The organism is Streptomyces sp. NPDC053673, from assembly GCF_055585225.1.
The window spans coordinates 122,047-136,125 of sequence record NZ_JBVJKN010000010.1 but is presented as its reverse complement, the minus strand read 5'-3'; the positions used below and the strand labels follow the sequence as shown (position 1 = coordinate 136,125).

The 14,079-nt window shown below is 70.8% G+C and carries 15 protein-coding genes; 1 reads left to right on the top strand and 14 read right to left on the bottom strand.

Annotation, left to right across the window (positions count from 1 at the left end; translation table 11 throughout):
• Window positions 1-5 precede the first annotated feature (5 nt).
• A complete protein-coding gene (locus ACZ6ZQ_RS17135) occupies window positions 6-275 on the bottom strand; it encodes a GlsB/YeaQ/YmgE family stress response membrane protein (protein WP_453668272.1) in 270 nt (89 codons plus the stop codon).
• 101 nt (window positions 276-376) lie between these two features.
• Between ACZ6ZQ_RS17135 and ACZ6ZQ_RS17130 the strand changes: the two genes are divergently transcribed.
• Window positions 377-1,612, top strand: a complete 1,236-nt coding sequence (locus ACZ6ZQ_RS17130) for an APC family permease (RefSeq protein WP_469769337.1) — start codon at window positions 377-379, stop codon at window positions 1,610-1,612.
• A gap of 144 nt (window positions 1,613-1,756) precedes the next feature.
• Here ACZ6ZQ_RS17130 and ACZ6ZQ_RS17125 read toward each other — a convergent pair whose 3' ends face one another.
• The 13 genes from ACZ6ZQ_RS17125 to ACZ6ZQ_RS17065 all read right to left on the bottom strand — a co-directional run bounded on the left by ACZ6ZQ_RS17125 (window position 1,757) and on the right by ACZ6ZQ_RS17065 (window position 13,763).
• The gene (locus ACZ6ZQ_RS17125) at window positions 1,757-2,152 is read right to left on the bottom strand and encodes a YccF domain-containing protein (protein ID WP_469769336.1); all 396 of its coding nucleotides are present in this window, start codon (window positions 2,150-2,152) and stop codon (window positions 1,757-1,759) included.
• Window positions 2,149-3,012 carry a zinc metalloprotease HtpX gene (htpX, locus tag ACZ6ZQ_RS17120; RefSeq protein ID WP_469769335.1) on the bottom strand — a complete coding sequence of 288 codons (864 nt, stop codon included), beginning with the start codon at window positions 3,010-3,012 and terminating at the stop codon, window positions 2,149-2,151. The genes ACZ6ZQ_RS17125 and htpX overlap by 4 nt, the downstream gene beginning before the upstream one ends.
• Before the next feature lie 155 nt (window positions 3,013-3,167).
• Window positions 3,168-3,626, bottom strand: coding sequence for a large conductance mechanosensitive channel protein MscL (gene mscL, locus ACZ6ZQ_RS17115; protein WP_469769334.1), 459 nt, complete (start codon window positions 3,624-3,626; stop codon window positions 3,168-3,170).
• A gap of 134 nt (window positions 3,627-3,760) precedes the next feature.
• Complete coding sequence (locus ACZ6ZQ_RS17110) at window positions 3,761-5,317, bottom strand: NADH-quinone oxidoreductase subunit N (RefSeq protein WP_469769333.1); 1,557 nt, start codon at window positions 5,315-5,317, stop codon at window positions 3,761-3,763.
• On the bottom strand, window positions 5,314-6,891 hold the full coding sequence (locus tag ACZ6ZQ_RS17105) for an NADH-quinone oxidoreductase subunit M (protein ID WP_469769332.1): 1,578 nt from the start codon (window positions 6,889-6,891) through the stop codon (window positions 5,314-5,316). The genes ACZ6ZQ_RS17110 and ACZ6ZQ_RS17105 overlap by 4 nt, the downstream gene beginning before the upstream one ends.
• 3 nt (window positions 6,892-6,894) lie before the next feature.
• A complete protein-coding gene (locus tag ACZ6ZQ_RS17100) occupies window positions 6,895-8,886 on the bottom strand; it encodes an NADH-quinone oxidoreductase subunit 5 family protein (RefSeq protein ID WP_469769331.1) in 1,992 nt (663 codons plus the stop codon).
• Window positions 8,883-9,242 (bottom strand): NADH-quinone oxidoreductase subunit NuoK, encoded by a 360-nt coding sequence (gene nuoK, locus ACZ6ZQ_RS17095; protein ID WP_453665963.1) that lies wholly within the window; start codon window positions 9,240-9,242, stop codon window positions 8,883-8,885. The genes ACZ6ZQ_RS17100 and nuoK overlap by 4 nt, the downstream gene beginning before the upstream one ends.
• Window positions 9,242-9,811 (bottom strand): NADH-quinone oxidoreductase subunit J family protein, encoded by a 570-nt coding sequence (locus ACZ6ZQ_RS17090; RefSeq protein ID WP_469769423.1) that lies wholly within the window; start codon window positions 9,809-9,811, stop codon window positions 9,242-9,244. Before ACZ6ZQ_RS17090 ends, nuoK begins: the two co-directional genes overlap by 1 nt.
• Window positions 9,811-10,428, bottom strand: a complete 618-nt coding sequence (locus ACZ6ZQ_RS17085; RefSeq protein ID WP_469769330.1) for a NuoI/complex I 23 kDa subunit family protein — start codon at window positions 10,426-10,428, stop codon at window positions 9,811-9,813. The genes ACZ6ZQ_RS17090 and ACZ6ZQ_RS17085 overlap by 1 nt, the downstream gene beginning before the upstream one ends.
• A complete protein-coding gene (locus ACZ6ZQ_RS17080; RefSeq protein ID WP_469769329.1) occupies window positions 10,428-11,396 on the bottom strand; it encodes a complex I subunit 1/NuoH family protein in 969 nt (322 codons plus the stop codon). Before ACZ6ZQ_RS17080 ends, ACZ6ZQ_RS17085 begins: the two co-directional genes overlap by 1 nt.
• Complete coding sequence (locus ACZ6ZQ_RS17075) at window positions 11,393-12,715, bottom strand: NADH-quinone oxidoreductase subunit C (protein ID WP_469769328.1); 1,323 nt, start codon at window positions 12,713-12,715, stop codon at window positions 11,393-11,395. The genes ACZ6ZQ_RS17080 and ACZ6ZQ_RS17075 overlap by 4 nt, the downstream gene beginning before the upstream one ends.
• Window positions 12,712-13,371 carry an NADH-quinone oxidoreductase subunit B gene (locus tag ACZ6ZQ_RS17070; RefSeq protein WP_469769327.1) on the bottom strand — a complete coding sequence of 220 codons (660 nt, stop codon included), beginning with the start codon at window positions 13,369-13,371 and terminating at the stop codon, window positions 12,712-12,714. Before ACZ6ZQ_RS17070 ends, ACZ6ZQ_RS17075 begins: the two co-directional genes overlap by 4 nt.
• Window positions 13,362-13,763, bottom strand: a complete 402-nt coding sequence (locus ACZ6ZQ_RS17065; RefSeq protein WP_469769326.1) for an NADH-quinone oxidoreductase subunit A — start codon at window positions 13,761-13,763, stop codon at window positions 13,362-13,364. The genes ACZ6ZQ_RS17070 and ACZ6ZQ_RS17065 overlap by 10 nt, the downstream gene beginning before the upstream one ends.
• Window positions 13,764-14,079: the final 316 nt, after the last annotated feature.

The following is a 14,079-nucleotide window of genomic DNA, read 5'->3' as shown; positions in this document are numbered from 1 at the left end:
GGCCCTTACCGGGAACGCGAGTGGCCGAACAGGATCCGGTACGCGATCAGCAGCACAAGCGCACCGCCGATGGCGGACACCCATGTGGCACCGTCGTAGAACTCCTTGGTGATCGGCCGGTCGAGGAAGCGGGACGATATCCAGCCGCCGATGAAGGCGCCCGCGATACCGATGACGGTGGTACCGATCAGTCCGCCCGGGTCGCGCCCGGGCAGCAGGATCTTGGCGATGATCCCGGCGAGCAGACCCAGGACGATCCAGCTGATGAAGCCCATGCCGTGCCAGCCTTTCTTCGTGCACATTCCTCGTGCGGCGTCGTTCTCTTCAGACGCCCTGCGTACGGGGCGCGGTTGCGAAGGCCCGTAGGGTGCAGCACATGGCACAGGAGCTGCGACGGTCACTGGGCGTGTTCGACGCCGTCGTCATCGGGCTGGGCTCGATGGTCGGAGCCGGGATCTTCGTGGCGCTGACGCCCGCGGCCGGGGCCGCCGGCTCCGGGCCGCTGCTGCTCCTGGGACTGGGGCTGGCCGCGGTGGTGGCGTACTGCAACGCGATGGCGTCGGCACGGCTCGCGGCCCGGTACCCCGCGTCGGGCGGGACCTATGTGTACGGGCGGGAGAGGCTCGGCCCGTTCTGGGGCTATCTGGCGGGCTGGGGGTTCGTCGTCGGCAAGACCGCCTCGTGCGCGGCGATGGCGCTGACCGTCGGTGCGTATGTCTGGCCCTCACAGGCGCATGCGGTGGCGGTCGCCGCGGTCGTGGCGCTGACTGCCGTGAACTACGGGGGCGTTCAGAAGTCGGCGTGGCTGACCCGGGCGATCGTGGCGGTCGTGCTCGCGGTCCTGGCGGCGGTGGTCGTCGCCTCCCTCACATCGGTGTCGGCGGATCTCGGGCGGCTTCAGGCGGGCGGCTCGGGCGGCGGCGCGGGAGGCGTCCTGCAGGCCGCCGGGCTGCTGTTCTTCGCGTTCGCCGGGTACGCGCGGATCGCCACCCTCGGCGAGGAGGTACGGGACCCGGCCCGGACGATCCCGCGGGCGATTCCGCTGGCGCTCGGTATCGCGCTCGCCGTGTACGTATGTGTCGCGGTGGCGGTCCTTTCCGTGCTGGGGGCGGGACAGTTGGGGCAGGCGACGGCCCCGCTGGCGGATGCCGTTCGGGCGGCGGGGGTGGAGTGGCTCGCCCCGGTGGTGCGGGTGGGCGCGGCGGTGGCCGCGCTCGGCTCGCTGCTGGCGCTGATCCTCGGTGTCTCGCGTACCACGCTGGCGATGGCCCGGGACGGCCACCTTCCACGCACGCTCGCCGCCGTCCACCCCCGCTTCCAGGTGCCGCACCACGCGGAACTGGCCGTGGGTGCGGTGGTGGCTGTGGTCGCGGCGACGGCCGATGTGCGGGGTGCGATCGGCTTCTCTTCGTTCGGTGTGCTCGTGTACTACGCAATTGCCAACGCCTCTGCCTGGACGCTCAGTTCCAGGTGGCGAGTCCTGGCCGGGTGCGGGCTCGCGGGGTGCCTGGCGCTGGCCTTCGCCCTGCCGCTGTCCTCGGTGGTGTCGGGGGCGGCGGTACTGGCGGTGGGGGCCGGTGCGTACGCGGTGCGAGCGCGCTGGAGCCGATAGTGCGGCCGGGGGCGGGGTGGGGCGCCGCCAGTTGGGCCGGGCCCCTGATCGGCCTGATCGGCCGGACAGGGCCAGGGAGTGTCGTGAACGTAGCGAGGGTGCGTGCCGGGCGGCGCGACAGGGCAAAGCTTGCCGGGAGGGGCACTAGTAGCGCGTCGCGAACGGCTGGTCGGTACTGACGATCTCCTTGCCCAGGGGCAGCAGCGAGACCGGGATCAGCTTGAAGTTCGCGATGCCCAGCGGGATGCCGATGATCGTGAGGCACAGGGCGATGCCCGTGAAGATGTGGCCCAGGGCCAGCCACCAGCCCGCGAGGACGAGCCACAGCACGTTGCCGACGCAGGACGGGGCGCCCGCGTCATGCCGGTCCACCACCGTGTAGCCGAACGGCCAGAGGGCGTAGATGCCGATACGGAACGCCGCCAGGCCGAAGGGGATGCCGATGATCGTGATGCACAGCAGCACACCGGCCAGCAGGTAGCCGAGGAACATCCAGAAACCGCACAGGACGAGCCATATGACGTTCAGGATTGTCTTCATGGGCGGCGACCTGCCATCTCTTCGAGTCGGGAGATGCGCTCCGCCATCGGCGGGTGCGTCGAGAACATCCTGGAGAGGCCCTGGCCCGGCCGGAACGGGTTCGCGATCATCATGTGGCTCGCGGTCTCGATCTTCGGCTCGGGCGGGAGCGGAAGCTGTTTCGTGCCCGCTTCGAGTTTGCGCAGGGCGCTGGCGAGGGCGAGCGGGTCGCCGGTGAGCCGGGCGCCCGATGCGTCGGCCTCGTACTCGCGCGAGCGGCTGATGGCGAGCTGGATCACTGAGGCCGCCAGCGGGCCGAGGATCACGACCAGGAGCATGCCGAGGATGCCGGGGCCGTCGTCGTCGTCGGATCGGCCGATGGGGATCAGCCAGGCGAAATTGACCAGAAACATGATCACCGAGGCAAGGGCACCCGCGACCGACGCGACGAGGATGTCCCGGTTGTAGACATGGCTCAGCTCATGGCCGATGACACCGCGCAGCTCGCGCTCGTCGAGGATCCGCAGGATCCCCTCGGTGCAGCACACCGCGGCGTTGCGCGGATTGCGCCCAGTGGCGAAGGCGTTGGGCGCCTGGGTCGGCGAGATGTACAGGCGGGGCATCGGCTGACGGGCCTGCGTGGAGAGGTCCCGGACCATCCGGTAGAGGGCGGGGGCCTCGAACTCGCTGACGGGGCGCGCACGCATGGCCCGCAGGGCCAGCTTGTCGCTGTTCCAGTACGCATACGCATTCGTCCCGACCGCCACGAGAACGGCGACGATCACGCCTGTACGGCCGAACAGACTGCCGATGGCGATGATGAGGGCGGACAGTCCCCCGAGGAGAACAGCGGTCCTCAGCCCGTTGTGCCGGCGGTGCACGGTACGCCCTCCAAGTGGTGCGGCAGGGGAACCCTTTGCTGGTCGTGGTCCGCTCTCCAGTGGACCCTCCCGTACTGGTCAACGCCAGGCGGGAGCCGCGGGTTCCCCCGTCGCTCCGGGCGGGGGCGTCGTCGCCGGTGGGCCGTTCGGGTGAATCAGCGCTGGGACGGGAGCAGCCCGGCCTTCTCCAGCGCCGCCGGGATGGGCTCCACCTCGCTGGTGCAGTGCGCGCAGCGGCTGGCGATCGCGGGGATCTCGGTGAAGCAGCGGGGGCAGTCACGGACCGCCGCCTTGATGCTGACCGGCTCCTCCTTGGTGAAGCGGTTCTGCACCTTCATCATCGGGACGACGACACAGAAGTAGAGCACCGCCGCCGTGATCACGAAGGCGATCGCGGCGCTGATGAAGAGGCCGTACGGGAACTTCACTCCCTGGACCGTGAACGTGGCCTTGCTGAAGTCACCGGCACCGCGTGTGGCGACCCCGATCAGCGGGGTGATGAACGCGTTGCTGAATCCCGTGACGACCGCGGTGAAGGCGGAGCCGACGGCGAGACCGATCGCCATCGTGATCACGTTTCCGCGGAGAATGAAGTCCTTGAACCCGCTCAGCACGGCCGGCTCTCCTTAGTTCCTGAGTCAGTTCCTGAGTTCCTGATGGTGTCCAGATGCGCTGAACACGGTGCCCCGTAGGGGCACTGCTTGTCGAACCGCGCGTTCCGGGGCCGGTCAGGAGCCTGCGGGGCCCGTCAGAACAGGCTGACCGCCGCGAAGCGCAGCACCAGCTGCGGCCACCCGGACAGCACGATGCCGACGGCCCCGGTGAGCGCGATCGTGGCCGTGACCAGAGCGGGTGCCCGATGCCGTTCCGCCGCGCCTTCCGCTGCCGCCCCGGGCGCCTCCTCCGGCGCGCGGAAGAGCAGGGCCGTCCACTGCAGGTAGTAGTAGAGGGCGATCACGACGTTGATGCCCATGACGACCGCGAGCCATCCGAGACCCGCGTCGACAGCCGCGGAGAAGACGGTGACCTTCGCGAAGAGCCCGATGATGCCCGGCGGGAGCCCGGCCAGGCAGAGCAGGAAGAACCCCATCAGAAGGGCGGTCACCGGGCGGGTGGCGTACAGCCCCCGGTAGTCGGCGATCCGGTTCAGCGGCTTCGTACGGGCGACCAGGGCGACGACGGCAAAGGCACCGAGGTTCACGACGGCGTACATCAGGGCGTACGCGACGGTGGAGCCGATCTGGTCGTCGCTGGAGTACGCGGCCGCCGCGATCGGCACCAGGATGTAGCCGGCCTGCGCCACCGAGGACCAGGCCAGCAGCCGCACAGCGCTCCACGCGCGCGTGGCCGACTGCCGTACGGCCGCGACATTGCCGACGGTCATGGTGAGACCGGCGAGTACGGCCATGGCGGGCCCCCACACGTCCGCGTACGCGGGGAAGGCGATGACGGTCACCAGGATCAGCCCGGAGAAGCCGACCGCCTTTCCGACGACGGAGAGGTACGCGGCGACGGGCAGCGGTGCGCCCACATAGGTGTCGGGCACCCAGAAGTGGAACGGAACGGCGGCCGTCTTGAAGGCGAAGCCCACGAGAGTGAGCGCGACGCCCGCCTGGGCAAGGGTCTCCAGCTGCCCCGGGACATCGTCCAGGCGCATGGCGACCTGGGTGAGGTGCAGGGTGCCGGTGGTCGCGTACACGAAGCTGACGCCGAGCAGCATCACGGCGGTGGCGGTGACCGAGGAGAGGAAGAACTTGAGCGCCGACTCGCTCGACATCCGGTCGCCGCGCCGCAGGCCCACCAGGGCGAACGCGGGCAGCGAGGCCACTTCGAGGGCGACGACGAGGGTGGCCAGGTCCCGGGAGGCCGGCAGCAGGGCGGCTCCGGCGGCCGAGGACAGCAGTAGGAACCAGTACTCGCCCGCGGGCAGCCGGTCCTTGGTCTCGGTGACCGAGAGCAGCGCGGTGAGCAGTGCGCCGCCGAGCACCAGGAACTGGATGACCAGGGTGAAGTTGTCGGCCGTGTAGCTGCAGGTGTCCGGCGCGGTGGTGAGGCAGAACGTGGAGCGGTCGCCCTTGCGCAGCGGGGCGAGGGAGAGCACCGCGGCGGCGAGGCCGGCGATGGCCGCATAGCCGAGGAACGCCTTGCTCCGCTCGGGGACGAAGAGGTCGGCGACCAGGATGAGCAGGGCGGCCACCGCGGCGATGGTGGGCGGGGCGATGGCGAGCCAGTCGACGGACTGGATGACAGGGGCGGCGAGAGGCGCGGACTGCGCCGGCAGGGCGACGACGGCCAGGGAGGTCATGCCTTTCCTCCTGCGAGGAGCTTCTGCACGGCCGGGTCGGTGAGGCCGAGGAGGACCGCGGGCCAGAGTCCGGCGAGGACGGTGAGGGCGACGAGCGGCGTCCAGGCGGCGAACTCGTATCCCTGGACATCGGCGAGCTTCACCTCGCCGGCCGGCCGCTCGCCACCCATGCAGACGCGGCGGACGACGACCAGGAGGTACGCCGCGGTGAGCAGGGTGCCGAGGCCGCCGATCACCATGAAGGTGAGGAAGGCGGGGCGGCTGAGGCCGTCGGCGGGGTCGAAGGCGCCGAACAGGGCGAGCATCTCCCCCCAGAATCCGGCGAGGCCGGGCAGGCCGAGCGAGGCGACGGCGGCGAAGGCGAGAAGTCCGCCGAGGCGGGGTGCGCGGCCGTAGAGCGCGGCGCCGGTCGCGCCGGCGAGGGTGTCGAGGTCGGCCGTGCCGTAGCGGTCCTTGACCGCGCCGGCCAGGAAGAAGAGCAGACCGGTGATGAGGCCGTGGGCGATGTTGGCGAAGAGCGCGCCGTTGACGCCGGTGGGGGTCATGGTCGCGATGCCGAGGAGCACGAAGCCCATGTGGCCGACGGAGGAGTACGCGATCAGGCGCTTGAGGTCGCCCTTGGCGCCGGGCTTGGCGAGGGCGAGGCAGGCGAGCGATCCGTAGATGATGCCGACGACGGCGAAGGCCGCGAGGTACGGGGCGAAGACCTGCATTCCGTCCGGCGTGATCGGCAGGATGATGCGGACGAATCCGTACGTGCCCATCTTCAGCAGCACGCCGGCGAGGAGGACCGAGCCGACCGTCGGAGCGGCCGTGTGGGCATCGGGGAGCCAGCTGTGCAGCGGCCACATCGGGGTCTTCACGGCGAGGCCGATCCCGATCGCAAGAACGGCGATGACCTGCACCGAAAGGCTCAGACCCCGGCCGTTGTCAGTGGCGAGTGCCACCATGTCGAAAGTGCCGGCCTTGACTCCGACGAGGAGCAGGCCGAGCAGCATGACGACCGAACCGAGCAGCGTGAAGAGGATGAACTTCCAGGCCGCGAGGCGGCGGTCCTCGCCGCCCCAGCGGGCGATGAGGAAGTACATCGGGATGAGGACCATCTCGAAGGCGAGGAAGAAGAGCAGCAGGTCGAGGACGGCGAAGGTCGCGAGGGTGCCGGACTCGAGAACGAGCAGCAGGGCGACGAAGGCCTTCGGGGACGGGCCCGCGGGCATCTTGAAGTAGCTGTACAGCGCGCAGAGGAAGGTCAACAGCGCGGTCAGGACCAGAAGGGGGAGGGAAATGCCGTCGGTGCCGAGGTGGATCCGCACGTCCAGCGCCGGGATCCAGCTGATGTCCGTCGTGGCCTGCATCTTCGACGGCTGGTCGTGGTCGAAGCCGAGCGCGAGGGCGACAGCGGCGGCGAGGATCACGCCGGTGACGGTCACCCCGTGGCGGAGCACGGCCTGGTCGGGTGACTTCCCCTTCAGTCCGGGCGGGGCCGGCAGGAGAGCGGCCGCCGCGCCGATGAGCGGGCCGACGACCATGAACGCGAGAAGGAACTGCATCACGGATTCGCTGATATCGATCACGGCTCACACTCCGGCGGCGACGAGTACGGCGGCGATCGCCAGGACGACGGAGCCGGCCAGCAGGGCGCTGAGGTAGGTCTGCACGTTGCCGGTCTGGGCACGGCGGACGAGCCAGCCCAGCCAGTTGGTACCGGTGCCCGCGCCGCGTACGTACGTGTCGACGACCTCGCGGTCGAGGAAGCGGACCAGCTCGGCGCCGGCCAGGACGGGGCGGACGAACAGGGCGCGGTAGACGGCGTCGAGGTGGAAGCCGGCGGCCGCCGGGCGGTGCAACGGACCGAGCAGCAGCCGGCCCGGGTCGGTGGGGTCGGCCGTGGGGTGCGGCATGTGCAGGGCCTCCGCCTCGACCAAGCCGGGCTCGGCATCGGGGTGGGCGACGATCGGGGGCTGCTCCGGGGCGGGCGCACCGGCCCGAGCCCGGGCGGCCAGGGCCGTTGTGTGCCGCCAGGTGCCGTAGGTGACCAGTCCGCCGACGAGGGCGACGCCCGTGCCGAGCACGGCGGTGGTGAGCGTCGGGGCCAGGGTCCGTCCGTCGAACCAGTCGTCGACGTAGGCCGCGGTGAGGCCGAAGCCGAGGGAGGGGATGGCGAGCACCCAGAGCACCGCGTTCATGGCGAGGGGCTGCCTGCCGTGGTCGGGGGCCTGCGCCCCGCGGCCCCGGAAGGCGAGAAGCCACAGGCGGGTGGCGTAGGCCGCGGTGAGAAGGGCGGTGAGCAGGCCCGCGACCAGGACGGCCCAGCCGGCCACGGCCGGGGCGGCTTCGCTCTCGCCGAGCGCGGTGTGCTCGGCGGCGACGAGGACGGCTTCCTTGGAGAAGAAGCCGGCGAAGGGAGGAATGGCGGCGAGCGCGAGCAGGGCGATCGTCATCGTCCAGTACGCGTCGGGGATGCGCTTGGCCAGGCCGCCCATCCGGGACATGGCGGTCAGCGAGTTGGTGCCGGCGGCGTGGATGATCACGCCGGCGGCGAGGAAGAGCACTGCCTTGAACGCGCCGTGCGACAGGAGGTGAAAGACGGCGGCGCCGCGGTCACCGACGGCCAGGGCGCCCGACATATAGCCCAGCTGGCCGATGGTCGAGTAGGCGAGGACACGTTTGATGTCGTCCTGGGCGAGGGCTGCGAGCGCCGAGCCGACCATGGTGACGGCGGCCATCACGGCGAGCACGACGAGGGCTGCCGCGGAGGCGGTGAAGACAGGAAGGAGCCGGGCGATGAAGTAGATGCCGGCGGCGACCATCGTCGCGGCGTGGATGAGCGCCGAGACCGGGGTGGGACCGGCCATGGCGTCGGGGAGCCAGGTGTGCAGCGGGAACTGAGCGGACTTGCCCGCCACGCCCGCGAGGAGCAGCAGCGCCACGAGGGTGGGGTGATCGATGGCCCCGACCGAGACCGCGCCGAGGATCCCGGTGATGCGGAACGTTCCGGCGTCCACGGCGAGCGCGAACAGGCCGAACAGGAAGGGGACGTCACCGAGCTTGGTGACCAGGAAGGCCTTCAGGGAGGCGGCACGCGCCTCGGGCGTCTCCCAGTAGTGGCCGACCAGGAAGTACGAGCAGATGCCCATGATCTCCCAGCCGACCAGCAGCACCATCAGGTCGCCGGAGTAGACGACGAGCAGCATGGCGGAGGTGAAGAGAGAGACGAGAGCCGCGTACGAGGGGTAGCGAGGGTCGTCGCGCAGATAGGCCGTCGAGTAGATCTGCACGCAGGAGGCCACGACCCCGACCAGGACGGCGACCAGGACCGCGAAGCCGTCGAGGTAGAGGGCGAGGTCGATGGGGACCGAACCCGTGGGGGTGAGCTGGGTGGCGGCGAAGATGGGCTTGCCACCGCCCTGGCGTACGGCGACGAGGACCGCGAGTACGGTCGCGGCCAGCGTCGGCAGAACGGCCAGGGGACGGACGAACCCAGGCGCGATGCGGCCGAGCAGCAGACCGGCCGCGGCGCCGAGGAACGGAAGGAGGGGGACGAGAACGGCGAGGGTCGTCGTGGTCACGCGGTGGCCTCAGCCTTCTCTGCCGGGGCGGGGGCTTCCGCGGCCTCGGAGCCCTCGGCGGTGTCGCGAAGCTTGTCGATGTCCGAGGTCCCGCGATTGCGGTACACCATCAGGACGATCGCCAGGCCGATGCCGATCTCCGCGGCGGCGATGGCGATGGTGAACAGGGTCAGCGCCTGGCCGGTGTGCAGCGTGTCGCGGAGCCAGACGTCGAAGGCGACCAGGTTGAGATTGACCGCGTTGAGCATCAGCTCGACGGACATCAGGACCAGGATCGCGTTGCGGCGCGCGAGCACTCCGTACAGGCCGGTGGAGAAGAGGAGGACGGAGAGCACGGCGGGATAGGCGAGATGCATCAGCTCTTCCCCTCTCGGTCCTGGGAGCCCTTGCGGGACAGGACGATCGCGCCGACCAGTGCGGCCAGAAGCAGGACGGAGAGGGCTTCGAACGGCAGCACCCAGTACCGGAAGAGCATCTCGCCGGAGACCCGGGTGGAGCCCTGCGCCGGCCCGTCCAGATCGATCCAGGTCGTGCGGAACGCGTCGACGACCACCCACACCAGGGCGGTCGCGGCGGCAACGGCCACCACGAGGGCGGCTGGGCGGTTGCCCGAGTCGGCGTCCGGGGAGCGGCCGATGGGGGCCTTGGTGAGCATCAGACCGAAGAGCAGGAGGACCACGACGGAACCGACATAGATCAGCACCTGCACCCAGGCGATGAACTCGGCGGTGAGCAGGAGGTACTCGACGGCGAGACCGCCCAGCGCCACGACCAGCCAGAGGGCTGCGTGCACCAGCTGCCTGGTCGTCACCGTGACAACGGCCGCGGCGAGGGTGGCGATGCCGACGAGCACGAACGCGATCTCGACACCGGTCGGGGACAGGAAGCCGTTGCCGGCTTCGCCGGTGAGGCCGGCGGCGAGCATCATGCCTGTCCTCCCTCGGCGGGCGGCGTGGCGGACCCGCCGGATCCGGCGGCACCGGACGCGCCGGACGCGGCGTCGGCCTGCGCGGCATCGGCCTGCGCGGCCGCGAGCTTCTCGGCGGCCTTGCGGGCTGCCGCGATCTCCTTCGGCTCCTCGGCGGCGGGGTCGAGCGCGGGCGGCGCCGGAACCGTCCACATCCACTCGCGGAGCTTGTCCCGCTCATGGGTGAGTTCGTGGATGTCCGTCTCCGCGTACTCGAACTCCGGAGACCAGAACAGCGCGTCGAAAGGACACACCTCGATGCAGATACCGCAGTACATGCAGAGCGAGAAGTCGATCGCGAAACGGTCGAGGACATTGCGGCTGCGCTCGCGGCCACCGGGCACGGCGGCCGGGACCGTCTCCTTGTGGGAGTCGATGTAGATGCACCAGTCGGGGCACTCACGGGCGCAGAGCATGCAGACCGTGCAGTTCTCCTCGAACAGGCCGATCACGCCGCGCGTGCGGGGCGGGAGTTCGGGCTGCACGTCCGGGTACTGCGCGGTGTGCGAGCGCTTCGTCATCGTCCGCAGGGTGACGGCCAGGCCCTTGGCCAGGCCGGATCCGGGAATCGGCATTACTGCATCACCACCTTCACGACGCCGGTGAGGGCGATCTGGGCGAGGGCGAGCGGGACGAGCGTCGTCCAGGCGAGCCTCTGCAGCTGGTCCTCGCGAAGCCTCGGATAGGTCACCCGCAGCCAGATCACGACGAAGGCGAGCACACTCGTCTTGAGCAGGGTCCAGACCCAGCCGAGGCCCTCGGCGCCGAACGGGCCGTGCCAGCCGCCGAGGAAGAGGACCGTGGTCAGACCGCAGAGGACGACGATGCCTGCGTACTCAGCGAGCAGGAACAGCGCGAATCGCAGTCCCGTGTACTCGGTGTACGCACCGAAGATGATCTCGGAGTCGGCGACCGGCATGTCGAACGGCGGGCGCTGCAGCTCGGCGAGCCCGGCGACGAAGAAGACGAAGGCGCCCACGATCTGCCAGGGCACCCACCACCACTCGAAGGCGTTCAGGATGCCGGGGATGGAGACGGTGCCGGCGGCCATCGCGACCGACGCGGCGGTGAGCAGCATCGGCAGCTCGTACGCGAGCAGCTGAGCGGCAGTACGCAGACCGCCGAGGAGGGAGAACTTGTTGGCCGAGGCCCAGCCCGCCATGAGCGAGCCGAGCACGCCGACACCCATGACGGCGAGCACGAAGAAGATGCCCGCGTCGACGATGATGCCGACCGCGCCCTCGCTCGGGCCGATCGGGATCGCGACCAGCACGAGGAGATAGGGGAGAAGGGCGACGGCGGGGGCGAGCTGGAAGATGCGGCGGTCGGCGTTGGCCGGGACCACGTCCTCCTTCTGCGCGAACTTCACGCCGTCCGCGACGAGCTGCGCCCAGCCGTGGAAGCCGCCCGCGTACATGGGACCGAGGCGGCCCTGCATATGGGCCATCACCTTGTGCTCGGTCTGCCCGATGACGAGGGGCAGGACGAGGAACACGGCGAAGACGACGATCAGCCGCAGGGCGACGTCGAGTGCGTCGTTCACGCGGAGTCGCCTCCTGTGGCGTCGTTCGGCTCGTCACCAGGTCCGTCGTCGGACCCTGGCTCCGGCCGGGGGGTGGTCGGTGGGGTGTCGGCCGCGGCGCGGGACGGCGGCTCTCCGTCCGCCGCGGCCTCGGGCTCGGCACCGGCCTCGGATGCGGCACCGGCTTCGGGCTCGGCACCGGCCGCGGGCTCAGGCTCTGCCTCGGGGCCGGGCTCCGCTTGCGTCCCAGGGCCGGGCTCCGGCTTCGTCCCGGGGGCGGCACCGGGGCCGGGCTCCGGCTTGGTCCCGGGTTCGTCGAAGGCCGGGCGGGCGTGGTGCCAGGGCGCGTCGGCGGTGCGGGTGCGCGGGGCCTGCGGCGGGGGTGACGTTTCCTCGCCGGCCGGCGCGGCCTGGCTCACCGAGCCGTCGGCCGCACTACGGGAACGGCGCGGTGGTGCCGCAGCCGGGGTGCCCGGGGTCGCCGCTGCCTCCGGCTGCTCGGTGGCCGCCGGGCGCTGGCTCGCCGAACCCTCCGACACGCTGCGGGAGCGGCGCGCGGGAGCCGCGGCCGGAGCTCCGGCCTCTTCCGGCGTCTGGCTCGCGGACCCCTCGGCCGCCGTACGCGCGCGGCGCGCCGGAGCCTCGCCGGCCGGGGTGCGGCGCGCCGGGCGTTCGCCTGCGGCACGTGGGGTACGGGCCGGGCGGGCGGGGGCCGGGGGGAGCTGGCCCTTGAGGGGGCCCCACTCGTTCGGGTCGGGGACACCGGGCGGCAGCATCTGGCGCCGCTTGGGGCCGCCGTGATCGGACTCCCCCGGCTCCTTCGCACCCGGCCAGGCCTTGGCGACCCGGGCAGCCAGCACGAAGTCCTTGCGCAGCGGGTGCCCCTCGAAGCCCTCCGGGAGGAGCAGCGGGACGAGGTGCGGGTGACCGGTGAAGTCCACGCCGAACATCTCGTGCGTCTCGCGCTCGTGCCAGGCCGCGCCCGCGTAGACCTCCACCGCGGACGCGAGCACCGGCGCCTCGTGCGGAACGGTCGTACGCAGCAGCAGCCGGCGGACCACATGACCACCCGGCCCGGCGTCCGGGCCGGACGCCGAACCACCGGCGGCAGCCGGCGCGGCCTGGAGTGCGACGACGTGCGCGCACACGCGGAAGCCCACGCCCGGCTCGTCGACGGCGCTCAGCCAGTCGAAATAGGTGCAGCCCAGCTCGTCGCGGGCGGTGCGCAGTGCGTCGGTCCAGGTGGCGGTGGGGACGTCCACCGTCAGCAGGTCGTACGCCTGCTCAGCGGTGGCGTCCGGTCCGAAGCGCTCGGCGATGTCCGTCTCGAACGTGCTCATGAGGCGGCTCCCGGCTCGGACGGGGCAGGAGGCGGGGTGACCAGGCCGCTGCGGAGTTCGCCCACCGAGGCACGGCCCGGGGCCGAGCCGTATCGCTCGCCCAGCGACTCGCGCGCGATCTTCTCCTGCAGCTTGAGGATGCCCTGGAGCAGTGCCTCGGGCCGCGGCGGGCAGCCCGGCACGTACACATCGACGGGGATGATCTGGTCGACGCCCTTGGTCACCGAGTACGAGTCCCAGTACGGGCCGCCGCAGTTCGAGCAGGCACCGAAGGAGATGACGTACTTGGGCTCGGGCATCTGCTCGTAGAGCCGCTTCACCGCCGGCGCCATCTTGTCGGTCACCGTGCCCGACACGACCATCAGGTCGGCCTGACGCGGTCCGGGCGCGAAGGGGATCACGCCGAGCCGGATGAAGTCGTGCCGGGCCATCGACGCGGCGATGAACTCGATCGCGCAACAGGCAAGACCGAAGTTGAAGACCCACAGGCTGTAGCGGCGGCCCCAGTTCAGGACCACCTTCATCGGCTCGGGGGCGAGCCGGGCGAGGGCGCCCAGCCTCCCCCTGCCTTCGGCGGGCGGTGCCCCCATCGGTTCGGGAAGCAGCACGGGCTCGGGAGCCTGGGCGGAGCCCGGGGTCTGCGGGGTCACGTCCATGTGAGGACGCCCTTCTTCCATGCGTAGAGAATTCCCACGGCCAGGAAGCCGAGGAAGATGAACATCTCCACGAGCGTCGCCGCGCCGTATCCGGCCGCGGCGAACACCGTGGCCCATGGGAACAGGAAGATCGAGTCGACGGCGAAGATCACATACAGGAACGCGTAGACGTAGTAGCGGACCTGGGTGTGGGCCCAGCCCTCCCCCACCGGGTCGACTCCGCATTCGTACGTCAGCATCTTCTCCTGCGTCGGTACGACCGGCCGCAGCAACCGTCCCGCGCCGAAGGCCACCGCGACGAAGAGCACGCCGATCAGGGCGAGCAGTCCGACGACCGAATAGCTCTGGAAGTAGTCGGCCGCGAGTACGGTCGGTTCGGTGAGTTTGCGCACGTCCGCCCCTCGCTCCCTGCCCGTTCGACGATGTCCGTTCGACGATCTGTACGCACGGGAGTCTAGGCCCTGTTAAAGAGACGGTAAGCAGCCGTGTCACGCATCGGACGGCATCAGGCGCCCGGCAGGCGCCCCGCAGCCGCCTCACGGTGGGGATATCCCCACTCCGCCCCCACCCATGTACCCCATGGCGTGCGCGGATACGACCGGGCAGGCTGTGCCGTATGACCCCGACCAGCAGCACCATGGACGACCCCATGGACGACCCCGTCGACGGCCTCATGGATGTCCCCGTGGACGCCGTGGACGACCCCGT

What these genes read in the sequence shown, in the direction of transcription:
- ACZ6ZQ_RS17135 (WP_453668272.1), bottom strand. Translation starts at nt 275, where the DNA reads ATGGGCTTCATCAGCTGGATCGTCCTGGGTCTGCTCGCCGGGATCATC.
- ACZ6ZQ_RS17130 (WP_469769337.1), top strand. Translation starts at nt 377, where the DNA reads ATGGCACAGGAGCTGCGACGGTCACTGGGCGTGTTCGACGCCGTCGTC.
- ACZ6ZQ_RS17125 (WP_469769336.1), bottom strand. Translation starts at nt 2,152, where the DNA reads ATGAAGACAATCCTGAACGTCATATGGCTCGTCCTGTGCGGTTTCTGG.
- ACZ6ZQ_RS17110 (WP_469769333.1), bottom strand. Translation starts at nt 5,317, where the DNA reads ATGACCTCCCTGGCCGTCGTCGCCCTGCCGGCGCAGTCCGCGCCTCTC.
- nuoK (WP_453665963.1), bottom strand. Translation starts at nt 9,242, where the DNA reads ATGCATCTCGCCTATCCCGCCGTGCTCTCCGTCCTCCTCTTCTCCACC.
- ACZ6ZQ_RS17090 (WP_469769423.1), bottom strand. Translation starts at nt 9,811, where the DNA reads ATGCTCGCCGCCGGCCTCACCGGCGAAGCCGGCAACGGCTTCCTGTCC.
- ACZ6ZQ_RS17085 (WP_469769330.1), bottom strand. Translation starts at nt 10,428, where the DNA reads ATGCCGATTCCCGGATCCGGCCTGGCCAAGGGCCTGGCCGTCACCCTG.
- ACZ6ZQ_RS17075 (WP_469769328.1), bottom strand. Translation starts at nt 12,715, where the DNA reads ATGAGCACGTTCGAGACGGACATCGCCGAGCGCTTCGGACCGGACGCC.
- ACZ6ZQ_RS17070 (WP_469769327.1), bottom strand. Translation starts at nt 13,371, where the DNA reads ATGGACGTGACCCCGCAGACCCCGGGCTCCGCCCAGGCTCCCGAGCCC.